Raw genomic sequence first — 20,796 nt, forward strand, 5'->3', positions numbered from 1 at the left:
GTAATCAATAAAAAAAAAGATTTTAGTGGAAAAAAAGAGAATGAAAAAAGGAATATATCTTCTCTTTCACATGGTAAGATATGTGTGTTTAAATCAAGTGAAACGTCTTTTTTTGGAGATATAGAACCTATGTCACTATGTGTTAAATTAAATTATCCCCAGAGGGTTATAACATAATTAATTAAGATATATAAGAAGTAAAACTCGCAGCAACGATGAGTTTTACTTTTTTTGGTTTTATATAAAATGGTTTAGCAAGATAATGTTTGAAAAAGGCTGTCTCAAAATGATAAAATCGTATCATTTTGAGACGTTTTTTTAACGCCCACAAAGATTATTGTAAATGTAAAATACCAGATAATATGGGGTTTAATGCGAATTGGTAAACAGTAAAAATCTATTGGTATGTAATTTGAATATTATACATCGTATCTCCATCCCCTCAAATAATAAGGAAACTAAAAAGGATTTACACCAAATCATATGAGAACCATCGAATGTAAAATAGGACCTACTCAGAGAAACTATATGCTTTCTAAACCCATACAAAATCCAACAACATTTTTGCCTCTTAAAGTGGCAGAGGAGTCAGGGGATTTTATTATTGAAAAAGCCCGACCCGTTCATACCTTTTGGATAAAACAAATTTGTGAAGTGACACTTGCATCAGCCATAGCTCGCGGAACCGGAATTTCCGGACGCTCTCCCGAGTTGCTGGAAACAAAGATGAAAAAAGGAGAAGCTGTCATCGCTTTTGCGCCAGATGGGAGATGGGCAGGCTTTTCTTTTATCTCTTCTTGGGAAAATGGAAGCTATGTCTCTAATTCCGGATTAATTGTAGCTCCAGAATTCAGACATACGGGACTTGCCAAAAGGATTAAAAGAAAAATTTTTGAGCTTAGCCGACAAAAATATCCCGATGCCCGTATATTCAGCCTAACTACTGGTCTTGCCGTAATGAAAATGAACCATGAACTCGGTTTTGAGCCGGTTACTTATTCCGAACTGACTACAGACGATACTTTTTGGGAAAATTGTAAATCATGTGTAAATTGCCCGATTTTGATGAATAAGGACAGGAAAAACTGTTTGTGTACGGCTATGCTTTATGACCCGAAGCAAAAAGGAGCGAAGATGAATCTGGTAAAAGATTTAGAGATTACGCAGTAGTATTGCAGATATTGCATAGGTTTCAACCGTAGGGACAAAATTACCACAACACATACCTTTTGTAAAGTAGCGGGAAACCATTCCGGTATAAAACAACAAAACCCTCAACATTGTTGAGGGTTTTGTCTTTTGCGGAGGAAGAGGGATTCGAACCCCCGGACCTGTTACAGTCAACAGTTTTCAAGACTGCCGCATTCGACCGCTCTGCCATTCCTCCAGTAAGACGCAATCATTTTCTCATTGCGGGTGCAAAGATAAAATGTTTTTTCGATTGCAGAAATTTTTTTGATAGTATTTGTCAAGAAAATTATAAATGGATTGTAAATGTTCCGCGAAAAATTATTGTTAACTATAATCTACAATAAGGAAATAAATTGATTCTCTTCAGTAGTAAAGACTAAAATTCTAGAAATAAATTATATTTTTTTGTACTTGGTAAGTTTTAAAAGACATATAAAAGAAGTATGAGGAAATAATCTTATAACAGGAAATAAACATATAAGAGGAAGATAACTTACATATATAATGTAAAGCATAAAGCTAATGTTGGAACATTTGAGATTATACATTATAAAAGAGATACTATAGGTAAATATAAAGATTTTAGAATTATCAATAGATAATAAGTATTGTTTATGTAGGTGATCTAAAGCTATATATAAGTATTTTTGTAAAACATTATGTTTTTAATGTTACTAACAATACTTCTGTTGGTAAAAGTAGGTAAAGTTACTAAAGCGTTTTAAGATGAGTACTCAAGAACTTAGAAAATATAAAAAAGCAATTGAAGATAAAAAAACGGAGATTTCCAATGACAAGGAAAAGGCTCGTGAATTTTTGTATACAATTGGTGTTCTTACAAAAGGAGGAAATCTTAGAAAAGAGTACAGAGAATTATGTATTCTAAAAAAACAGGCTTAACTTTAGGTTTTCACGGATGCGATGAATCCATAGGGCTTGATATTGTAAATCATAAAACTAAGATGAAACTTAGTTCCAATGTTTATGACTGGTTAGGTCATGGCTACTACTTTTGGGAAAACAGTCTTTCAAGGGCAAAAGAATATATTGCATTTAAAAAGAAGCATCCAGTTAAGGGGAAAATTGCTATTGCTAAGCCATTTGTATTTGGTGCAGTTATCGACTTACAGCATTGCTTGGATTTGACTGACTACGATAATCTTAAAGAGGTAAAAGCGGCACATGAATTTCTTATTGAGATGTTAACTCTTGCTGATTTTGAAATTCCACAAAATAGAAATGTTGGATCAAATAAAGATTTGTGGCTTAGAGATTTAGATTGTGCTGTAATAAATACTGTGCATAAGATGCGTAAGGACGCTGGTCTTGAACCTTATGACAGTATCAAAGGAATTTTTGTTGAAGGAAATGCCCTTTATAAAAATGCCGGGTTTAAAACTAAAAATCATATTCAGTTGTGTATTGTAAACCCAAACTGTATAAAAGGATATTTTATTCCTAGAAAGAAAGAATAAGGTTGAAGGAGAATATTTCCTGTTCACTATGTCTATAGTGAATTTGGCCTGAATGCCAATTTTAGGCATTTCGAATGGTGCACCAAATTTCTATAATCTAAGGAGTATTTACAGTGCAAGAGAGTCAGACTTTAATTTACAATGGTAGCAAAGGCAGTCAGGGATATAGGATTCCTCAAAATGTTTAGAATGGAATGTGATGTTTTCATTAAAAACCGGCTACAGTTTACCAGCTACTTTTTCGGCAAACCGATTCATTCAATTGTATCTCTGTATGTACAATTTACATTTTTTATAAAAAAAACTATTGAGAAGGGTAGAATAAAAACAAAAGCTTTAGTATCCGCAACTTTATAAAAGTTATTGAAAGTCTGCTTTAAGGTCCAAGTAGTAAATTATAAAGATTTTATTTGAATTTGCTGCCAATCTACCATAGTTCTTTTGCATGGTCAAAAGGGAGGCAACTCTACTCACATTCTTAGTAAAAGAAATAAATACATTATTAGTTTAATTAATTTAATCCCATTCGCTAATAAATTCTCTTTTTCTTTCACTTTCAAGACTCATTTTCGCATACATAATATCTTGATCTATAATTTCTATAAACTCGTAGTATTTTATGTTATTTTGTTGGACAAGAAAATCTTTTACTTTTTCCAGTTGAGATAATTCAAATTGCATTTTTGGTAATCTGCTCCCCATTGTAACTCCTGGAGAAACATAAAAGTCAAGTCTTCTGAAAAGTTCAGCATCACAATTTTTATTTATGATTATTTTGAGAAAATCTAGCATTTTGTCATTGTAGATGCTACTAATAATATTGAATATTAATAAAGTAATTTCTTTTTTCTCAGTTTTCATTAGTTGACTATGCAAAAAATCTATTTCTTTCTGGCTGTTTCCAATAAAAGCACTTGCAAATTCTGAAGTCAAATGGAGAAAAATACTCTTGAAATTTGCCAAATAATTGAGCATTTTTTCAAACACAATTTCGTAATTATCCAAATCCCATAATCTCTTAAAATCATTTTCATCAAAATCTCCTCTTGATAAGTATTTTTTATCGCCAAAAATATATTCAAATAAGTCTATGATGAAATTTGGATTATGTAATAGGATCATTTTTAATACTTTCAAGTCATAATCGAAATGTCTTCTAGATTTATCAAGATATAAATATATCTTTTCGATCTTTTTTAAGTTTTTCATGAAGGACAATGAGTATTTTTCATAGATAATTGCAAAAAAACGGCCATACATAAACAAATTATCGTTTATTTCAGTTTTTATGATGATTATATCCAGTAGTTTTTCAATTTCAAACTCAATATCCAAATCCAAATCAGAAATTCTTTCTATAATTTCGTCTATGTACCAAATATTTTTGAAATCTTCCTTTTGTATTGTCTCAATAAGATAATTGTAATCCTCTTTTTTTAAGTACTCAGCTGGAATTCTTGTAAAGAGCTCTAACAAGTAAATGTCGTTATTTAAAGTTTGTTTTAATACTAATTTTAATTTTTCGACTTTAAATTTGTCAAAGTCAACAGTTGATATAATTTTTCTGAAATGCAGATGTTTTGCGTACTCATAATTGAAGGCATTTTTTAATACCTTGATAAATAGATCAAAATCTTCATTTGCAAGATTTTCAAAGATTTCAGAAACAGGAACCGTTATAGAGTCAAAACAAGAATAATTTGCATACTTGTTTTGATAAACGATGTTTAAGGACTCCATTAAGACTATATAATCGTTAAAAGTGTAATCTGAAAAAGTATTAATTACCTTTTCATCTCTTTCAAATTTATCATCTAACAATAACCATAAATTAAATTCTTGTGAGCTGATAAGATTTTTTAATTCTTTTTCGTAATCGATTTTTAAAGTTTTGAGTTTTCTAATGTAATTATGAATAATTGCACATTCTTTAAACTCTCCGTTATTGAAATTTTCTTTAAAGAATGGAATCAAAAGCTTTTTATCAAAATTGATTACTCTTTTTTCGTTTTGATAAAAGTGAGCGTAGGAATGCTTATCAAAAAAGTCATGTACATTATTTTTTAATTCCTTATTTTTATAACAATCAAAGATGAATTTAAACAGTGTAGTTCTAAAAGTCTTTTGATCTTCAGTTAGAGCAATAGATACCTGATTGAAATAGATCTGTCTTCCATCTCCGCCATCATAGCATTGATAACTGTCAATCAGATATTCATTAGCTATAAAAAGAATAAGTTTAGAATAAAAAAGGTTGTTTTCATTGATTTTTGAATATAAAAATTCAAATAACTGAATTTGAATTTTATAATTGTATTCATAGCTAAATCTTTTATATGTAAATGATTGTGTAAAAACTTTTAATATTTTGGTGAATCGTAGTTCGTTTGACAATCCATACTTTAATAATAATCCTAAAGCAACTTCAAATTTGTCTGGAAGGTTTTGAAATCGTACTAAAAGATCAATTACCTTATCGTCATAAGATTCGATTGAATTGCTTTCGAAGATTTCAAACCTAAGATTTTCAACCTTACTATCTGTTTCGGAACTTACTATTTTATTTAAAAACGACAACGTTTCAGCTTCTAAATAAAACCAAAATACATCTAAAAATTTTATTGACTTATCTTGAGATCCTTCAATTGAATTCCACTTCTGCTTAATATCATATAATATCAAATCTTTTACTTCATGAAAACCATAATTGCTGATTATCGGATTTAAAAGAGACATCAAAGAAATTTTATTCTCATCAAAGTATAAGATCAATAGCTGTTTAAAGGAAATATGCTGTTCTTTGATGAAAATTAAATAGAAAATATATTCTCCAAGTATTTGGTCAGCGATTTTATATGTATTTTTATATTCGTCAGCAATTTCATTTTTGACTAATAAGCTTAATTTTTCTACTAATTCATTTTTGTTTATATCAAAATACCTCGAAATTTCATCTATAACAGCTGCATTAGAAATGTCGATAGATCTAAAAAGAGTTAATATTCCCGCAGTTTTTAATAAAATTAAGTCATCTTTAATGCTATTGTTAGCTGACGAAAAATACTCTTCTAATATCAGGGATGCTTTTGTAAGTTTTTCGATTTCGTTATTTTTTCCAGCGATGGCCCCCATCAAGGCTATCCGTGGGTTTCCTTTTGATATTGAATAAATTCGATCAGTATAATAATCAGTAATTCTAAATCCATCAGATTGCAGAATTTTAGCTAATTCAGCTCTATTAAAATTTGCAATTTCGATTAAGCCATTTTCTCTCAGCTGAGATTCTACTTCATTTTTTAAATAGTTTCTAACAGTCATTATAATTTTGATGTCACCTGAAGTGAATTCATTTTTAAAATTTATAATTGAAGTCAAATTACTTTTAAGTTTATTAGCATCATCAACAACAATTATGTACTTGTTGTTTTTCATAAGCTGCACTTTTAGATCATCCCAAATCAGCTGATTATTGTTCCTTATATATTTTATAATGTATTGGGTGTTATTTTTCAAATAATCTGTAACTAACTGAATCGAAAGTCTAGTTTTTCCAACACCGGCAGGTCCTGTAATTAGTAAAAAATCATATTTGTTTAATAATTCAATACCTTTATCTAATTCTTTTTCTCTGTTAAAAAAAGCGTTAGATAAAGGCGTAGCAAATTTTGATTTCTCATATTGGGTAATAAATTCACTAATTTCTAAAATTTGACCACTGTCAATATTTAAACCTAGTTCTCTTGCCAGAGAGGGAAAATCTCTAAAGATAATAGTGGCAAAAGCGTCTATGCCAATTACTTCTAAATTGGTATATTTATTAAACGAGGTTTTATGATTATTAAGTTCTTCTTGAAGTTTGGTTGTAATCTCTTGATTACAGATTAAAATGATTCTACTTATTTTATCAGAAGATATATCGCTTTGATTAAAACAATGTTTGATGTCATTCTTTAATTTTGGAATTAATTTAACTTTATCAGTGGTTGTAATTTCACTGAATATATAAGAACCATTATCATATATAAAATTATCAGGAGTTCCTTTCTTTGATTTTTCTTTTCCAATAACTAAACCAGTAGGATTTACAATCGAGTATCTATAAGCGAGGTAAAGTCTGCAAATATTGGCAAACTTATCGGGATTACATCTTAAAAGGGCCTGCTCTATACTTGTTATCATTGTAATTGTTTAATTTCAAAAATAAGTATAAATTTTTTATTCAATTTTATAATTTGTATTTATTAGAAAAATTGTTCTCGCGGATCGTAATCTTTTTTTCTCCAGTCAAAATATGTACTTTCTATCCTTTTATATATTAAAAAAATTGACTGAAATTAGAATATGGTAAAAAATTTTGATACTTGGCAGATTTAGTTTTATTCTTTGAAATATATTCCTACATATGAAGTTAAAAAACTATATTGCATGTAAAAAAAAATATTAATAGGATTTATAGTGTAGGATAGTGGTGTAAAAGAGTAGAAGCCTGTTAGTAAACTGATTTTTTGTAAAAATATATATTTATCTGAAAATAATTAAGCACTTCTAACCTTATGTATATATCAAAACTTGTTATTAAAAATTACAGAACTTTTGATGATTTTACAATAGAGCTAAAACCCCTTACTTTAATTGTTGGTGAAAATAATATTGGAAAGTCAAATCTGCTGGATTCAATTGGGCTTATTTTTGGACAAGATGTATCATACACAAAAAGGCGGATTTTAGAAGTTTCGGATTTTAATTATAAAGAGATTCTTAGATTTAAGAGTCAGGTGCTGGATTTTACTATTCCGATTGAAGATATCATTTTACCAGAGATTTTTATCGAGGCAACCCTGACTGGCTGGGATGAAGATCAGGAGTCCGTTATTGGTGAATGGTATAGTAATGCTAGTTTTTCAGAAGCCACGCTAACATACAGATTTGCACCGGGCCCCAGGTTTAAAAGGCAGGAAGAACTTCAAAATCAAAGAAATTTTATACAAAAATTTATTAACGAGCATACTCAGGAAGTTTATGATAATCTTCTTCCCAGTGCAAAGCTTGATTTGATAAATTTTCCGATCTCTAAGTATTTTTATACTATTTATGGAGGAAGCAGCAGCAGTACTAGTGCGAACATGTATCATCTTAATCAAATGAAGTTTGAATTGTTGGACGCACTAAGGGATGCATGCACGGAATTGGTAGCTAGCCATAACAGCAGGCTTCTTTTCAGGATATTGAATTCTAAAGAAGAGGAGAAATATCAAGATCTTAAAGGACAGCTGGTTGGATTGCAGCAGGCAATTAATGATAATGAAACTCTCCAAGAGATAAAAGCTGGTATTTCTCTCCAGCTGGACAAGATTTCCCTTACGAATGATGATACATCGAATATAGTAGATTTAATTTTCTCACTGCCCGACGTATCTGATCTGTTGAAAAAAATAAGTTTAATATATGGAGATAATCCCATAAGAATTGAAAGGAATGGAACAGGTCGTAACAATCTTTTATTTATTTCTTTGGTTTTGTCTTATGTTGAGGATGTTACACGTGGGCATAGCTCATATTTTCGAGTCGTGGGTCTCGAGGAACCTGAATCGCATTTACATCCAAATCTTCAGGATCATTTGGCACATAATATAGAATCACTTATAAAAATTGAAGGCAAGAAAGAATTTAGAAAAGATATTCAGTTGCTGATCACATCGCATTCAACACATATAACTACAAAGATTGATTTTGAAAATACCGTAGTTCTCTACAGAGATGGAGACAAAATTGCTTCGCATTATGTACTTGATGGTTTCAGTGACAATGCGTTAGGACGAAAACAAATAAAATATCTTAATAAGTATCTTGATGCTGTCAATTCTAATATTTTTTACTCAAGGAAGATCATACTTGTTGAAGGGATTTCCGAAAAACTTTTAATACCTGTATTTTTTGAACGAATAATGAATCATTCAACTGAAAAATCTAGCTGTTGTGTTGTAAATGTAAATGGTTTGGCATTCAGTTATTTTCTTGAAATTATAAAAAATGGATTTTTTCAAAAATGTCTTGTGTTGACAGACAGAGATTCAGATACAAAAGCAAAAGATAGAGCCGATAATCTGGCAGAAAAGTATAAAGGCGTGTCACAGATTAAAGTCGGTATTACTGTCGACACTACTTTTGAAAAAGATATTATAAACCAAAACTTAGTAGGACCAGGGAGGGATCTGTTACTGAAGGTTTTGCAGGAAGTGAGGCCAAATAGTGGTAAAGCTTATGCGGAAGCTTTGCAGAAAAAAGCTATTGACACAGAAAGTTTTTTTGCTCTGATTGAGGGGTATAAGTCAGAGTTTGCTTATTCTTTGATGTTAAATCTTTCTGATTCTGAATCTACGACTGACGGATTTGTGATTCCAGAATATATTATTGAAGGAATTAATTTTTTTCAAAATGAAAAACACCAAGTTAAAACCTAAACTAATAATTGCCGGACCGGGTGCAGGAAAAACCCATAATATGGTAGCGTCAATAATTGAAGCTCTGCCTGATCTATCTCCTGTCAGATACATGGCAGTAATCACCTATACGAATTCTGCTGCCAACAATATATATTTAAGAGTATCAAAACAGATAAGCATACCTGAAAATCTTTTTATAGGAACCATGCATTCTTTTTTGAATAAATTTATTGTAATGCCTTTTTCGGCATTTGGAAGTGAAGAAGTTTCGAGTGAAAAATTGTTTCTACAATGCGGTATTGATGATGTATATACAAAGGTAGAAAGTTTAAAAGATAAAGCGAATAGAGTAAAAACTCCTCAGGATGCTGCAGTTTTGAAGAAAGCAATACGTAAGAGACTTAACAAAAAAGGTTATATAACTTTTGATCAGACACTTTCAATTGCAAAGGATTGTGTTGGCAATAAAGCGGTAGCTCGGGCACTCAGCAATAGATTGCAGTTTTTATTTGTTGATGAGTTTCAGGATTCAGGCAATGACGTGTTCAGTATTATTGAAAATATTCGTAAAGAACAGAAAACTAAAATATATTGTGTTGGTGATCCTGAGCAATACATCCAAAGTTTTGACTCTTCAATTAAGTCTTTTAAGAATATTCCTATTTTAAAGGCTTCAGACAGCGCGAGCTATGACATTGAGCTAAATGCGAGGAATTTTCGGTCTACTCAAAAAATAGTATCATTTCTTAATAAGTTTAATGGGCGAACTTTTAAATCTGAGTTATTCCAACAGGAAGCTGTGTGCAGGAAAGGTAGAAAAACTGCTGAGGTAGGTGAAGATGTCATGTTCACCCAAAAATGGGGGACTGTGACTCATATGATTGAAGATTTTTATAAGAAGTGTGAGAGTTTAGAAATTCCGATTTCTGAGCGCTGTATTCTGGCAAAAAAAAACGACGTCATAAATCGTATTACTGCAGCAGTTGGTAATAATTATATGAATCCTAAAAAAGAAACCGGTGTTTCTCCAATTACAGCAATACAGGATGCGATCCTTTCGACAATTCAAATGACGCAGACTCAATTTTGTGAGCGTTATAATACGAATATTTATACCTTGAGGAAATATTCTATATCTGTATTTAAAGCTATAAGAAGCGGTAAAATTAAAAATGAGAATACATATGGAAGTTTTATTAAAGAGGAACTTAAATTGGAGATGGTGAAAGGGCTGCCTGTAAAAATTGAAAATTTAAAATTTGATTTTAATAATAGACAGACAGGTAATCTTGTTACAGTCTGTAATATACATACAATAAAAGGCCTAGAGTCTCAAGCTGTCTTGGCTATAGCTAAAACGGAAGAAGAGTTATTACTTTGGATCGAGACTGATCCTGAAATAAGAGAACTTAAGCGTGAAAAGGAAGATACAGACTATCCTCGTTTAGGGTATGTTGCATTCAGCCGAGCTGAAAGGTTTTTATGTTTAGGTTGTCTTCAGGAAGTAAGTTCAGATACTCTTTCGAAATTAGAACAGTTGAACGTGTGCATGCTGCAGTAAAGAAAAGTAATTTTTGCAGTTGAATATAGAGGTCATTGTTTCCGAATTGAAAATTATATTCTTCACCTGCAACAGAAAGTCTCTGTCTAGTGGAAATCTCTCAACAGTGTTGAGAGATTTGGATAATCTTTATGCAGTAAAAAAAAACATCACCTAAACTTAGATTTCAGTTTCTCCATATCTTCCATAATGTTTACATCCAAAACTTTTGCATAATGCTGTGTCTGCTTGGTATTGGTATGTCCCATCATGGCTGATACGTTTTCGAGTCTTACTCCGTTTCCTAAGGTTACGGTGGTTGCAAATGTGTGCCTGGCAACGTACCATGTAAGATGTTTGTCAATGCCGCATGCATCAGCTATTTCCTTAAGGTAGGCATTCATTTTCTGGTTTGATATTTTCGGGATAAGACCTTTCTGCTGATTTTTATATTTAGAAATAATTTTCTCTACTGTGGGCAGTACAGGGACATTGGCTCTGATGGCGGTTTTGGCCCTGCTGGTCATAATCCATAAGTTTCCATTTGAATCTTCGGATAAGTTTCTTTCGGTTAGATCCATGGCATCGACGGGCGCATATCCTGTATAGCAGCTGAAAAGGAATATGTCCTTGACCTTTTCCAGACGGGGCGTTGAAAAGATTTTATTCTCGATCGTATTCAGTTCCATCTGAGTTAGGAAAACAGCATCCTTGACACTCAGCCTTCCGTCATAAACGTTGAATGGGTTTTTTATGATCAAGTCCATTTTAATGGCGTAATTGCAGGCAGTTTTGTACATCTTCATATATTTTACCACCGAATTGTTTTTGATGCCTGTCTGGTCTTTAAAACTGCTTTCGTATTTAAGAAACTGTTCCAGTTTAAACACAAACGAGCTTGATATTTCAGATGCGGGTAGATCTTCTTTTTTGTAGTTACTGGTGATGAAATCCAAAAGTAAATTCTTTGCTCTTTTGTACTTCTGCAGTGAAGCCACTGCACGTTCTCCAGAATTGACTCTTTTAGTGAAGAATACATTGTATGTTTCCATAATTTCAATTACGGTAGGGCCTTGAGGCTGGCCGATTTTGGCTTTTCCTGTAAGTTCAGCTTTTAGCAATTCCAGATCAACGTCAGGATCAATTCGGAAAAGTTCTGTAAACTTCTTTTCTGCATTAAGCTGCATGAGATCAAGAGAGCTTTTGATTACCTTTTCTTTTTCCGCCTTCAGGGTATTTTTCAGATGGTTTGTCTGGATCCATTTTTCTTTCGAAATATATTTTCCCGAGGCGATTGTAATTGTTTTGGTTTTATAAGAAAGCCTTAGAATAATAGAGCTTTCTCCATCTCGATTAACTCTGCCGGATTTTAGCAGAAAAATTGTTTTTAACATGTTATCTAGTTTTAAAATTAATAATCAAATTGAATTAAAAATTTTAAGAGAGCCCATTAACAGCAGGGAATTCCCAGGGAATTCTCTCTTTGTGGTGGTCCATTTTTGAGAAAAAAGATCTCAAAAAAAGTGGGTTACTAATTGTGCCACCATTCTTTGATAAAACATGTGCTTTTTAAAAAGTGTGTAAAAACGAAAAAGCCTTTAAACACTAGTGTTTAAAGGCTTTTGACTTTTAAAGTTTCTTATGAAACTTCTACTGGCGGAGAAAGAGGGATTCGAACCCCCGGACCTGTTACAGTCAACAGTTTTCAAGACTGCCGCATTCGACCGCTCTGCCATTTCTCCAGTATGTCGCAGATCATTTGCTGATTGCGAGTGCAAATATAAGATGCTTTTTCGGTTCTCAAAACTTTTTTTAGACTTTTTTTGAAAGTTTTTTTTAATAATTTTCAAGTGTCTAGTTACCAGTATTTACGAGAAACTGATTTTTGAAAAAATTAATCCAGGTCGTCTAAAACCGGTACTGGTTTTTTGTTTTCATCAACTGCAACAAACGAAAAAGTTCCTGAAACTACGGTTTCGCGAAGTTCAGAATACATTTGTTCCATAAAAATATCAACGTGAATTTTACAACTCGTTCTTCCAACGCTAATCACTTTGGCTACTAATTCGATTAAAGTTCCGGCAGGAATTGCTTTTTTAAAATCAATTTGACCGGTTGAAATCGTAACTACTTTTTTTCGGCTGAATCGTGTCGCACAAATAAAAGCAACTTCATCCATAAGATGAAGTGCTGTACCTCCAAATAAAGTATCATAATGGTTTGTCGTACTCGGAAAAACCGCTTTAAAAATACGTGTTTCCGATTTTGCAATTCTTTCTTCTAATGTTCCCATGTATATTTAGTAGCTTACGTATTCGGTGATTTCAAGTCCATATCCAATCATTCCCACACGTTTTGTTTGTTCCGTGTTAGAGACTAGTCTGATTTTTGAAATATCAATATCGTGTAAAATCTGAGCGCCAATTCCATAATCTTTACTGTCAATGATCACTTTTGGTGCTTTCATTGTTCCTCCTGCCTGCAAGGCTTTAAGCTCTGCAATTCTATTCAATAGATTCACAGCCGTCATGTCTTGATTTATGAATAGTACAGCGCCTTTGCCGTTTTCATTAATCACCTTAAACATATCGTCTAATTGCTGCTCGGCATTATTGGTCAATGTTCCTAACAAATCATTATTTACTTGTGAAGAATTGATTCTCGTTAAGATTGGTTCTCCCAGATTCCAGGTACCTTTTGTTAACGCAATATGAATTTGTTTGTTGGTAGTCTGTTCGTATGCTCTCAATCTAAAAGTTCCAAAGCGTGTTTCGATGTCAAAATCTTCTTTTTTCACAATCAGACTATCGTGCTGCATTCTGTAGGCTACTAAATCTTCAATTGAAACTAATTTCAAATTGAATTTCTTGGCTACTTTAACCAGTTCCGGTAAGCGTGACATCGTACCGTCTTCATTCAAAATTTCACAGATCACGCCGGCTGGCTTGAATCCAGCTAATCTGGCAAAGTCAATTGCAGCTTCTGTATGTCCTGTTCTTCTTAAAACACCGCCTTGTTTGGCTACCAAAGGAAAAATATGTCCCGGGCGTGCCAGTTCATGTGGTTTAACATTTGAATCTGTTAGTGCTAGTACTGTTTTAGATCGGTCAGCAGCTGAAATTCCCGTGGTTACTCCATGTCCTTTTAAATCAACAGAAACAGTAAAAGCAGTTTCCATATGATCTGTATTGTTTGTAACCATTGGTCTTAGATCCAATTCCTTGCAACGGCTTTCTGTCAATGGGGCACAAATTAACCCACGTCCGTGAGTAGCCATAAAATTGATCATTTCCGGAGTTACTTTTTCGGCTGCAGCCAAAAAATCACCTTCATTTTCACGATCTTCATCATCGACTACAATGATTACTTTACCCTGACGAATGTCTTCAATAGCTTCTTCAATGGTATTCAGTTGTATTTTTGTTGTTGACATAATTATTTTTGATTTTGAGCAGGAAAGAACCGCTCTGAAATTTTTTGAAATAGTTGTGATATTGGAGTTGTAATTGCGTCAAAGTTGATTAATCCGTTGTCGTTAGTAGCGCGATACGTTAATAAAACTGCTAAAGGCAATAATATGAAAGAAGACATCCATGATCCTATAAATGGATTCATCGCGCCTTCCTGAGAAAGTCTTTTTCCAAAAGTATTGATGAAATGGAAAGTAATAAAAATTAAAACTGCAAAAACAATAGGTAAACCAAGTCCTCCTTTACGGATGATGGCTCCTAATGGCGCACCAATAAAAAACATTAGAAAGCAGGCAAACGCAATAACGAATTTTTCATATAAGGCCGTTAAGTGCTTGTTGATGTCTCTTTGTTTCTCTTTTAAATCGTTTTGTGTGGTTTCAATAGAATAGATGTTGCTTGTAACATTACTACTGGCCATTTTAATAACATCAGATTTCTCTTTAGTGGTATAGAGCGATAAAAGATTATTGGGTAAATCTTTTTTCTTTTTATCTGTTTTTAAGGGTGTCGGCGATTTCCGGATCCCAACACGCTGATTGATGTTTTCTGAAAAAGAAATAATTTCATTATCCAGATTTTTGTTAAGTGAATCCAGAGTATAACGAAGTTCACTAACATTCAGCATTCCGTTTGTATTGCTTATATTTTCCTTATCGTCATCGGTTTTGTTTAATTCAGATAAGTCGATATTGATAATTTGCTTTTTAAAAGCTCCCTTTATGAAAGGCAGTTTAGCGCGATCCTCATATTTTTTTGGAGTGACATCCTGATAGTAATAACCATCATTTAAAACTAATTTTAAAATGCTGGATTTTTCGTTACTCATCAGTTTACCGCTTTTAGCCTTAATTACCGTTTTATTTTCACCGGTATTAGTTGGCTTTTCGTGAATAGTAACGCCGGTTAAAATATTCCCATTTTCACCGGATTTTTTGTTGACCTTAATGTTGTAAAAACCAACATCATTAAACTGTCCTTCGGCAATTGCCATTGCAGGCTTGGCCTGTGCAATGTTTTTTCGGAAATTAATAAACTTGTATTCCGCATACGGAATTACATTATTGGCGAACCAAAAAGCGACTATACTTAAAACAAAGATAAATACGATTAAACTTCGCATTGCTCTTTGAAGTGATATTCCGGATGATTTCATGGCCGCGAATTCATAATTCTCAGCCAAATTACCAAAAGTCATAATGGAGGCAAGTAAAACCGATAGGGGTAAAACCAGCGGAATGATTCGGGGCATGGAGAATAAAAGGAATTTTACCACCAAAATCAAATCCAGATCTTTACCTGCAAGTTCTGAGATAAAGAGCCATACGGTTTGAAGTATGAAGATAAAAAAAAGGATTACAAATACCGTAGTAAATGTAATCAGGAATGTTTTTAGTAAGTATTTGTCTAAAATTTTCAACCTTGTAATTAGTCTAATTTATTGATGTAGTATTTTGGATATTTGCTCGCTACAAATGTAAATTGATTTTTTGATAAAGGCTGATTGGTTTTAAAAGAATTAACGGTTAAAGTGGTTTTTGTTCCATTTTTTCCGGTTTCAATCAAATTATAGATGTGTTTAGTCTGAACATCAATACCCAATAGAATTTCTTTTCTTTGGTCTTTTGAGTTTGTAGGGGCTAATTTGATATATTGAATTTTTCTTCCTTTCACGTTTTGAACAATATCCATATTGTATTTATATCCTGAATTGAAGAAAGTCAGCATTTTTGAAGGTGTAATAGCAGTATCGTCTTTTTCGTTTACTTTAGAAATGGTAACCTCTTCATCCTCCGGAACAATAGTGTAAGTTTTCTGACCGTCAAATATCTTAGTTACTCCCATAAAATTCAATACATATTGATTGCCTTTCATTGTCACATTACCTTTACTGTCCTGGTTGATGTTTTCTTTGGCGTTATTCAGGGTGTATTTAAAGTCAATAACAATATTGTTGTAGCTTTTTATTTTAGAAGTTACTTCATTCAATAGATCTTTGGCTTTTTTATCCTGAGCCTGAATAGAAGTGAAGCTCAAAAGCAATAAAACTGCCATTTGAATGCACTTTTTAGTCGTCTTAGTAATAGAATTGTTTTGGATTTCCTGAATTTTTGTTTTCATGATGGGGTTAATTTTGTTCATTGTTAAAAAATTGATCAAGAGCACTTAAGTCAGTTATGTTTACAGTTCTTGCTTTACTGCCTTCAAAAGGGCCAACAATTCCGGCTGCTTCCAGCTGGTCGATCAATCGACCGGCTCTGTTGTATCCCAATTTTAATTTTCTTTGCAGTAATGAAGCGGAACCTTGTTGTGCATTGACAATAATCTCTGCAGCTTCTCTGAATAAAGTGTCTCTTTCGGAAATATCCACATCAAGATTGATGCCAGTTTCTTCTCCAACAAACTCCGGAAGCAAATAAGCCGTAGCATAAGCTTTTTGCGAACCGATAAAATCCGTAATTTTTTCTACCTCAGGAGTGTCGATGAAAGCACACTGTACACGTACCACATCATTTCCATTGGTGTATAATAAATCTCCACGTCCAATTAGTTGATCAGCTCCCTGGGTATCCAGAATAGTTCGGGAATCGATTTTGGAAGTTACTCTAAAGGCAATTCTCGCAGGGAAATTGGCTTTAATCAAACCTGTAATAACGTTTACCGATGGTCTTTGAGTGGCGATAATTAAGTGAATACCAATAGCACGAGCCAGCTGAGCTAAACGCGCAATCGGAATTTCGACTTCTTTACCGGCTGTCATAATCAAATCAGCGAACTCATCTACTACTAAAATAATATAAGGTAAAAAGCGGTGACCTGCTTCAGGGTTCAATTTTCGAGCTCTGAATTTTTCGTTATACTCTTTAATGTTACGTACCATTGCGTCTTTTAGTAAGGAGTAACGGTTGTCCATTTCGGTACAAAGAGAGTTCAGCGTATTTACTACCTTGGCATTGTCTGTGATGATAGCATCTTCGGTATCTGGAAGTTTGGCTAAATAATGTCTTTCAATTTTATTGAAAAGTGTTAGCTCTACTTTTTTCGGATCTACCAGTACGAATTTGACTTCAGCCGGATGTTTCTTGTATAAAAGAGAGGTTAAAACGGCATTCAAACCTACAGATTTTCCTTGTCCGGTTGCTCCCGCCATCAATAAGTGAGGCATTTTGGCTAAATCGACTACAAAAGTTTCGTTTGAGATGGTTTTTCCTAAAGCAATTGGCAATTCCATTTCAGCTTCCTGAAATTTAGCTGATCCAATAACACTTTTCATTGAAACCATTGTTGGGTTCTTATTTGGAACCTCGATACCAATCGTTCCTTTTCCTGGAATTGGAGCTATAATACGAATTCCTAGTGCCGAAAGCGATAGCGCGATATCGTCTTCCAGGCTTTTAATTTTAGAGATTCTGATTCCGGCTTCCGGTACAATTTCGTATAAAGTTACCGATGGACCAACGGTTGCTTTAATTTGGGCAATTTCAATTTTGTAATTGCGGAGTGTATCTACAATTTTGTTTTTATTTTCTTCTAATTCTTCCTGATTGATGGTGATTCCGCCAGTCGAATATTCTTTTAATAAATCAATTGTTGGGAATTTGTAATTGGATAAATCTAAAGTTGGATCAAATAATCCGAAATCGGCTACCAGACGTGAAGCCAGATTTTCTTCGATAATATCCTCTTCTTCCGCTTTTTCAATTACGAATTCTTCTGTGTGAACAGGAGTTTTAACAGTTACCGGATTTACATCCATTTGAACTGGTTTTAAAATCGGATTCAAATCAATTTCGGATGCATTTGAAATGGTTGGTTTCAATGCTTCTTTATTGATTTCGAATTGGCTGACATCAGATTTTAAGTGAATATTGTCTAATTCCGAATCTTCTTCCTTGATTGCAAATTCCTCTAAGTTATAAGCACTTTCGGCTTCCTGAGGTTTTTTCATAGCGGCTAGTTCCGAACTGAATTCTTTTTTGGTAGAATCAAAAAACGTTTGAATTTTTTCAGGTGATAGTTTGATTTTGAAAATCAGGTACACAATTAATCCAAAAAGAAGCGTAAGTAAAGTACCTGTTTTTCCAATGTAATCTTGTAAAAACAGGTTAAGCTCGTATCCAATTGTTCCACCCAATTCAGGTGCCGATGTGGCAAAAAATCCAAAAAGGACAGAAACAATAATAATAGCAAAAAGATCCCAAAACCAAATGTTTTTTAATTTTTTGGTAGAGAGTTCCAGGGCCAGAAACATTCCGGTAAGGAAAAATAAACGTACCAGTATAAAAGCGGCAATACCAAAACCTTTGTATACAATAAGATCGGCGAGGAAAGCCCCGAATTTCCCGAGCCAGTTTTCTACAACTTCAGCACGATCGCCAAGCTGGCTTACAGCACTTTGGTCAGATTGCCATTGTCCGTTGACATAAAAAGAAATAAATGCAACTAATAGTGCAACTGAAAAGAGCACCAAAAGGCATCCGGAAACAAACTTTTGTTGCTTGGTTAATTTCCAGTACTTTGCCGTTTCAGTCTTTGGTTCGTTTTTTTTGTCTAAAGTTTCTTTTTTGGTTGTTTTTGCCATTCTTGCGTTTCCTGTTGCCTATGTAAATTTTGGGATATAAATGATTAAGCCTATTGCTATTGCTGTCATTGCAGCAAAAAATACCGCTCCGGCCGCAATATCTTTAATAAAACCGATTCGTTTGCTGTAATCAGGGTGAATAAAATCAGCAATTTTTTCTACTGCGGTATTCAGACCTTCAACACTTAAAACTAAACCTATGGCTAATGTTTGACACAGCCATTCGGTCTGTGAAATATGAAAATAAAACCCGGCAATGGTCATGATAATTCCTAGAGAGAATTGAACCATAATGCTGTGTTCTGTTTTAATAAGTTTTACGGCTCCATTAAAAGCGTATGTCATACTTTTTAATCGGCCAGTAACAAAGGTATTATCTTTTTGAAATTCCATTTAAAGATCTTATAGTGCTGCTAAAGCTGCTTCGTAATTTGGTTCGTTAGCAATTTCAGCTACTTGTTCTGTGTGAATTACTTTTCCATCAGCATCAACTACAATGATTGCTCTTGAATGTAAGCCTGCTAAAGGTCCGTCAACAATTTCTAAACCATTAGTTTTTCCAAAATCTCCTGCTTGGAAATCAGATAAATTAACTACATTTTCTAATCCTTCAGCGCCACAAAAACGTTTTTGAGCAAATGGCAAATCTCTTGAAATACACAATACAGTTGTGTTCTCTAAATTGCTGGCGCTTTCGTTGAATTTTCTAACAGATGTAGCACAAGTTCCGGTATCAATACTCGGGAAAATGTTTAAAACTAATTTTTTTCCGGCGAAATTGCTTAAAGAAGCAACGGATAAATCGTTCTGTACTAATTTGAAATCAGCTAGTTGCGATCCAACTGTTGGTAACTCGCCTGAAGTATGAATAGGATTTCCTCCCAATGTTATTGAAGCCATGATTTTTATTTAAATTAATGAGGTTCAAAAGTAAGGATTAATATTTGAATCTAAAAGTATTTGTTCGTGGGTTTAAGGAGAGATTAAGGATGTTTTGTGGACGGCCACGAATTCATGAATTATTTTAGATTTATCGCAAAGTATGTCATTTCGATGAATGAGAAATCGCGCCAGTGAATCGATAAAGATTGGTGATTTTGATTGTAGAGTTTCTTGTTTGATCCGCTTCGTCTATACACTATCGCTCGGGTCTCCTTCGACCTCGCTCAGGAGAACACTCGTGGTTTAAACCGAGAGTGTGATGGCAAACTGAGGCTGTAAACTATGACCACGACCGAAAACTGAGACTGAATACTGAGACTGAATACTGAGACTGAATACTGAGACTGAGAACTGAGACTGAATACTTAGACTGAATACTTAGACTGAAAACTAAAAAAAAGCGTCTCAAAATTGAAACGCTTTTTTCCTTGTCATGTTTTTTTTTATTTGTAATGCTCGATTATTTATCGATGGAACCTAAAACACGTTTCATAAACGCGTTTAGAGCTTCTTTTTTATCAGTGCCCTGAACTACCATTTTATGTACTTCAAGCGCACCATACATATTTGAAATTAATTCGCCAATTACATCTAATTCTTCATCTTTTAAAGACGGAATTTCAGTCATAGCTTCTAAAACTTCGATGGTTTCAATGATATAATCCTGATCGTTTTCTTCGATGAATTGGGTCAATTGCTTTATTACGGGTAATTTCATAATTAGATTTCTTAGATTTTTAGACATTCTTAGATTTCTTAGACTTTCTTGAAAATTCAGACGTCGTCTAAGGAGTCTAAAGATCTAAGTAAGTCTAACCAATCTCATTACGCGATAGCGTTTACCAAGTCGATTAAAACTTCTTGTTTGTTGGTTTGAGTTTCTCCAACCAATTGTCCGTTTACAAAAGTAGCGAAAGTAGGCAGGTTGCTTACATTGGCTAACTTTCTTGATTCCGGAGAATTTTCAGCATCAACCAAAACAAAAGTGATAGCTTCGTTTTCTGTTGCTAATTTTTTGAATTTTGGTTTCATAATACGGCAATTTCCACACCATGAAGCTGAATATTGTACTACTACTTTTTCGTTTTTAGCAACTAAATCTGCTAACGTATCTTCGTTTAAGTCGATTAACATTTGTTTATATTTTTAAGGT

16 protein-coding genes and 2 tRNA genes are annotated in these 20,796 nt (G+C 33.3%); 5 read left to right on the forward strand and 13 right to left on the reverse strand.

Annotation, left to right across the window (positions count from 1 at the left end):
- The first annotated feature begins 483 nt into the window (after positions 1 to 483).
- The gene (locus OGZ34_RS10530) at positions 484 to 1,170 is read left to right on the forward strand and encodes a GNAT family N-acetyltransferase (protein ID WP_246253294.1); all 687 of its coding nucleotides are present in this window, start codon (positions 484 to 486) and stop codon (positions 1,168 to 1,170) included.
- A gap of 132 nt (positions 1,171 to 1,302) precedes the next feature.
- Here OGZ34_RS10530 and OGZ34_RS10535 read toward each other — a convergent pair.
- Positions 1,303 to 1,387: transfer RNA gene (locus tag OGZ34_RS10535), tRNA-Ser, on the reverse strand.
- 530 nt (positions 1,388 to 1,917) lie between these two features.
- Here OGZ34_RS10535 and OGZ34_RS10540 point away from each other — a divergent pair.
- Together OGZ34_RS10540 and OGZ34_RS10545 are read left to right on the forward strand one after the other, a co-directional pair.
- Entirely contained in the window at positions 1,918 to 2,091 is a 174-nt protein-coding gene (locus OGZ34_RS10540) for a hypothetical protein (RefSeq protein WP_263362985.1), read from the forward strand.
- Complete coding sequence (locus OGZ34_RS10545; RefSeq protein WP_263362986.1) at positions 2,067 to 2,666, forward strand: hypothetical protein; 600 nt, start codon at positions 2,067 to 2,069, stop codon at positions 2,664 to 2,666. Before OGZ34_RS10540 ends, OGZ34_RS10545 begins: the two co-directional genes overlap by 25 nt.
- Positions 2,667 to 3,182: 516 nt before the next feature.
- On the opposite strand, the gene OGZ34_RS10550 is transcribed toward OGZ34_RS10545, so the two are convergent.
- Positions 3,183 to 6,845 (reverse strand): nSTAND3 domain-containing NTPase, encoded by a 3,663-nt coding sequence (locus OGZ34_RS10550; protein WP_263362987.1) that lies wholly within the window; start codon positions 6,843 to 6,845, stop codon positions 3,183 to 3,185.
- Between the two features lie 374 nt (positions 6,846 to 7,219).
- Here OGZ34_RS10550 and OGZ34_RS10555 point away from each other — a divergent pair, with 374 nt between their 5' ends.
- Entirely contained in the window at positions 7,220 to 9,127 is a 1,908-nt protein-coding gene (locus OGZ34_RS10555) for an ATP-dependent nuclease (protein WP_263362988.1), read from the forward strand.
- Positions 9,102 to 10,670 carry a UvrD-helicase domain-containing protein gene (locus OGZ34_RS10560; RefSeq protein ID WP_263362989.1) on the forward strand — a complete coding sequence of 523 codons (1,569 nt, stop codon included), beginning with the start codon at positions 9,102 to 9,104 and terminating at the stop codon, positions 10,668 to 10,670. Before OGZ34_RS10555 ends, OGZ34_RS10560 begins: the two co-directional genes overlap by 26 nt.
- Positions 10,671 to 10,819: 149 nt before the next feature.
- On the opposite strand, the gene OGZ34_RS10565 is transcribed toward OGZ34_RS10560, so the two are convergent.
- The 11 genes from OGZ34_RS10565 to OGZ34_RS10615 form a co-directional block, all read right to left on the reverse strand.
- Positions 10,820 to 12,043: a site-specific integrase gene (locus tag OGZ34_RS10565; RefSeq protein WP_263362990.1), complete on the reverse strand. Its 1,224-nt coding sequence runs from the start codon at positions 12,041 to 12,043 to the stop codon at positions 10,820 to 10,822.
- Positions 12,044 to 12,303: 260 nt separating this feature from the next.
- Positions 12,304 to 12,391, reverse strand: a tRNA-Ser gene (locus OGZ34_RS10570).
- A 152-nt stretch (positions 12,392 to 12,543) separates the two neighbouring features.
- Positions 12,544 to 12,942: an acyl-CoA thioesterase gene (locus tag OGZ34_RS10575; protein WP_173967330.1), complete on the reverse strand. Its 399-nt coding sequence runs from the start codon at positions 12,940 to 12,942 to the stop codon at positions 12,544 to 12,546.
- A gap of 6 nt (positions 12,943 to 12,948) precedes the next feature.
- Positions 12,949 to 14,082 carry a 3,4-dihydroxy-2-butanone-4-phosphate synthase gene (gene ribB / locus OGZ34_RS10580; protein ID WP_173967331.1) on the reverse strand — a complete coding sequence of 378 codons (1,134 nt, stop codon included), beginning with the start codon at positions 14,080 to 14,082 and terminating at the stop codon, positions 12,949 to 12,951.
- 2 nt (positions 14,083 to 14,084) lie between these two features.
- A complete protein-coding gene (locus OGZ34_RS10585; protein WP_173967332.1) occupies positions 14,085 to 15,539 on the reverse strand; it encodes an LptF/LptG family permease in 1,455 nt (484 codons plus the stop codon).
- A gap of 8 nt (positions 15,540 to 15,547) precedes the next feature.
- A complete protein-coding gene (locus OGZ34_RS10590) occupies positions 15,548 to 16,240 on the reverse strand; it encodes a LolA family protein (protein ID WP_263362991.1) in 693 nt (230 codons plus the stop codon).
- A gap of 7 nt (positions 16,241 to 16,247) precedes the next feature.
- Positions 16,248 to 18,701: an FtsK/SpoIIIE family DNA translocase gene (locus tag OGZ34_RS10595; RefSeq protein ID WP_173967334.1), complete on the reverse strand. Its 2,454-nt coding sequence runs from the start codon at positions 18,699 to 18,701 to the stop codon at positions 16,248 to 16,250.
- A gap of 18 nt (positions 18,702 to 18,719) precedes the next feature.
- Positions 18,720 to 19,094 (reverse strand): diacylglycerol kinase, encoded by a 375-nt coding sequence (locus tag OGZ34_RS10600; protein WP_089054575.1) that lies wholly within the window; start codon positions 19,092 to 19,094, stop codon positions 18,720 to 18,722.
- Between the two features lie 9 nt (positions 19,095 to 19,103).
- On the reverse strand, positions 19,104 to 19,601 hold the full coding sequence (tpx, locus tag OGZ34_RS10605) for a thiol peroxidase (protein ID WP_173967335.1): 498 nt from the start codon (positions 19,599 to 19,601) through the stop codon (positions 19,104 to 19,106).
- A gap of 502 nt (positions 19,602 to 20,103) precedes the next feature.
- Complete coding sequence (locus OGZ34_RS10610) at positions 20,104 to 20,361, reverse strand: DUF6952 family protein (protein ID WP_017495510.1); 258 nt, start codon at positions 20,359 to 20,361, stop codon at positions 20,104 to 20,106.
- A 107-nt stretch (positions 20,362 to 20,468) separates the two neighbouring features.
- Positions 20,469 to 20,777: a thioredoxin family protein gene (locus OGZ34_RS10615; protein WP_007805605.1), complete on the reverse strand. Its 309-nt coding sequence runs from the start codon at positions 20,775 to 20,777 to the stop codon at positions 20,469 to 20,471.
- Positions 20,778 to 20,796 lie beyond the last annotated feature (19 nt).

The sequence above is a fragment of the Flavobacterium collinsii genome, from assembly GCF_946903285.1.
GTDB lineage: Bacteria > Bacteroidota > Bacteroidia > Flavobacteriales > Flavobacteriaceae > Flavobacterium > Flavobacterium collinsii.

Bases quoted from the DNA above. Each gene is read 5' to 3' on its own strand.
- tpx (WP_173967335.1), bottom strand. From the start codon at position 19,601: ATGGCTTCAATAACATTGGGAGGAAATCCTATTCATACTTCAGGCGAG.
- OGZ34_RS10555 (WP_263362988.1), top strand. From the start codon at position 7,220: ATGTATATATCAAAACTTGTTATTAAAAATTACAGAACTTTTGATGAT.
- OGZ34_RS10575 (WP_173967330.1), bottom strand. From the start codon at position 12,942: ATGGGAACATTAGAAGAAAGAATTGCAAAATCGGAAACACGTATTTTT.
- ribB (WP_173967331.1), bottom strand. From the start codon at position 14,082: ATGTCAACAACAAAAATACAACTGAATACCATTGAAGAAGCTATTGAA.
- OGZ34_RS10530 (WP_246253294.1), top strand. From the start codon at position 484: ATGAGAACCATCGAATGTAAAATAGGACCTACTCAGAGAAACTATATG.
- OGZ34_RS10545 (WP_263362986.1), top strand. From the start codon at position 2,067: ATGTATTCTAAAAAAACAGGCTTAACTTTAGGTTTTCACGGATGCGAT.
- OGZ34_RS10600 (WP_089054575.1), bottom strand. From the start codon at position 19,094: ATGGAATTTCAAAAAGATAATACCTTTGTTACTGGCCGATTAAAAAGT.
- OGZ34_RS10610 (WP_017495510.1), bottom strand. From the start codon at position 20,361: ATGAAATTACCCGTAATAAAGCAATTGACCCAATTCATCGAAGAAAAC.
- OGZ34_RS10540 (WP_263362985.1), top strand. From the start codon at position 1,918: ATGAGTACTCAAGAACTTAGAAAATATAAAAAAGCAATTGAAGATAAA.
- OGZ34_RS10590 (WP_263362991.1), bottom strand. From the start codon at position 16,240: ATGAAAACAAAAATTCAGGAAATCCAAAACAATTCTATTACTAAGACG.
- OGZ34_RS10595 (WP_173967334.1), bottom strand. From the start codon at position 18,701: ATGGCAAAAACAACCAAAAAAGAAACTTTAGACAAAAAAAACGAACCA.
- OGZ34_RS10550 (WP_263362987.1), bottom strand. From the start codon at position 6,845: ATGATAACAAGTATAGAGCAGGCCCTTTTAAGATGTAATCCCGATAAG.
- OGZ34_RS10615 (WP_007805605.1), bottom strand. From the start codon at position 20,777: ATGTTAATCGACTTAAACGAAGATACGTTAGCAGATTTAGTTGCTAAA.
- OGZ34_RS10560 (WP_263362989.1), top strand. From the start codon at position 9,102: ATGAAAAACACCAAGTTAAAACCTAAACTAATAATTGCCGGACCGGGT.
- OGZ34_RS10565 (WP_263362990.1), bottom strand. From the start codon at position 12,043: ATGTTAAAAACAATTTTTCTGCTAAAATCCGGCAGAGTTAATCGAGAT.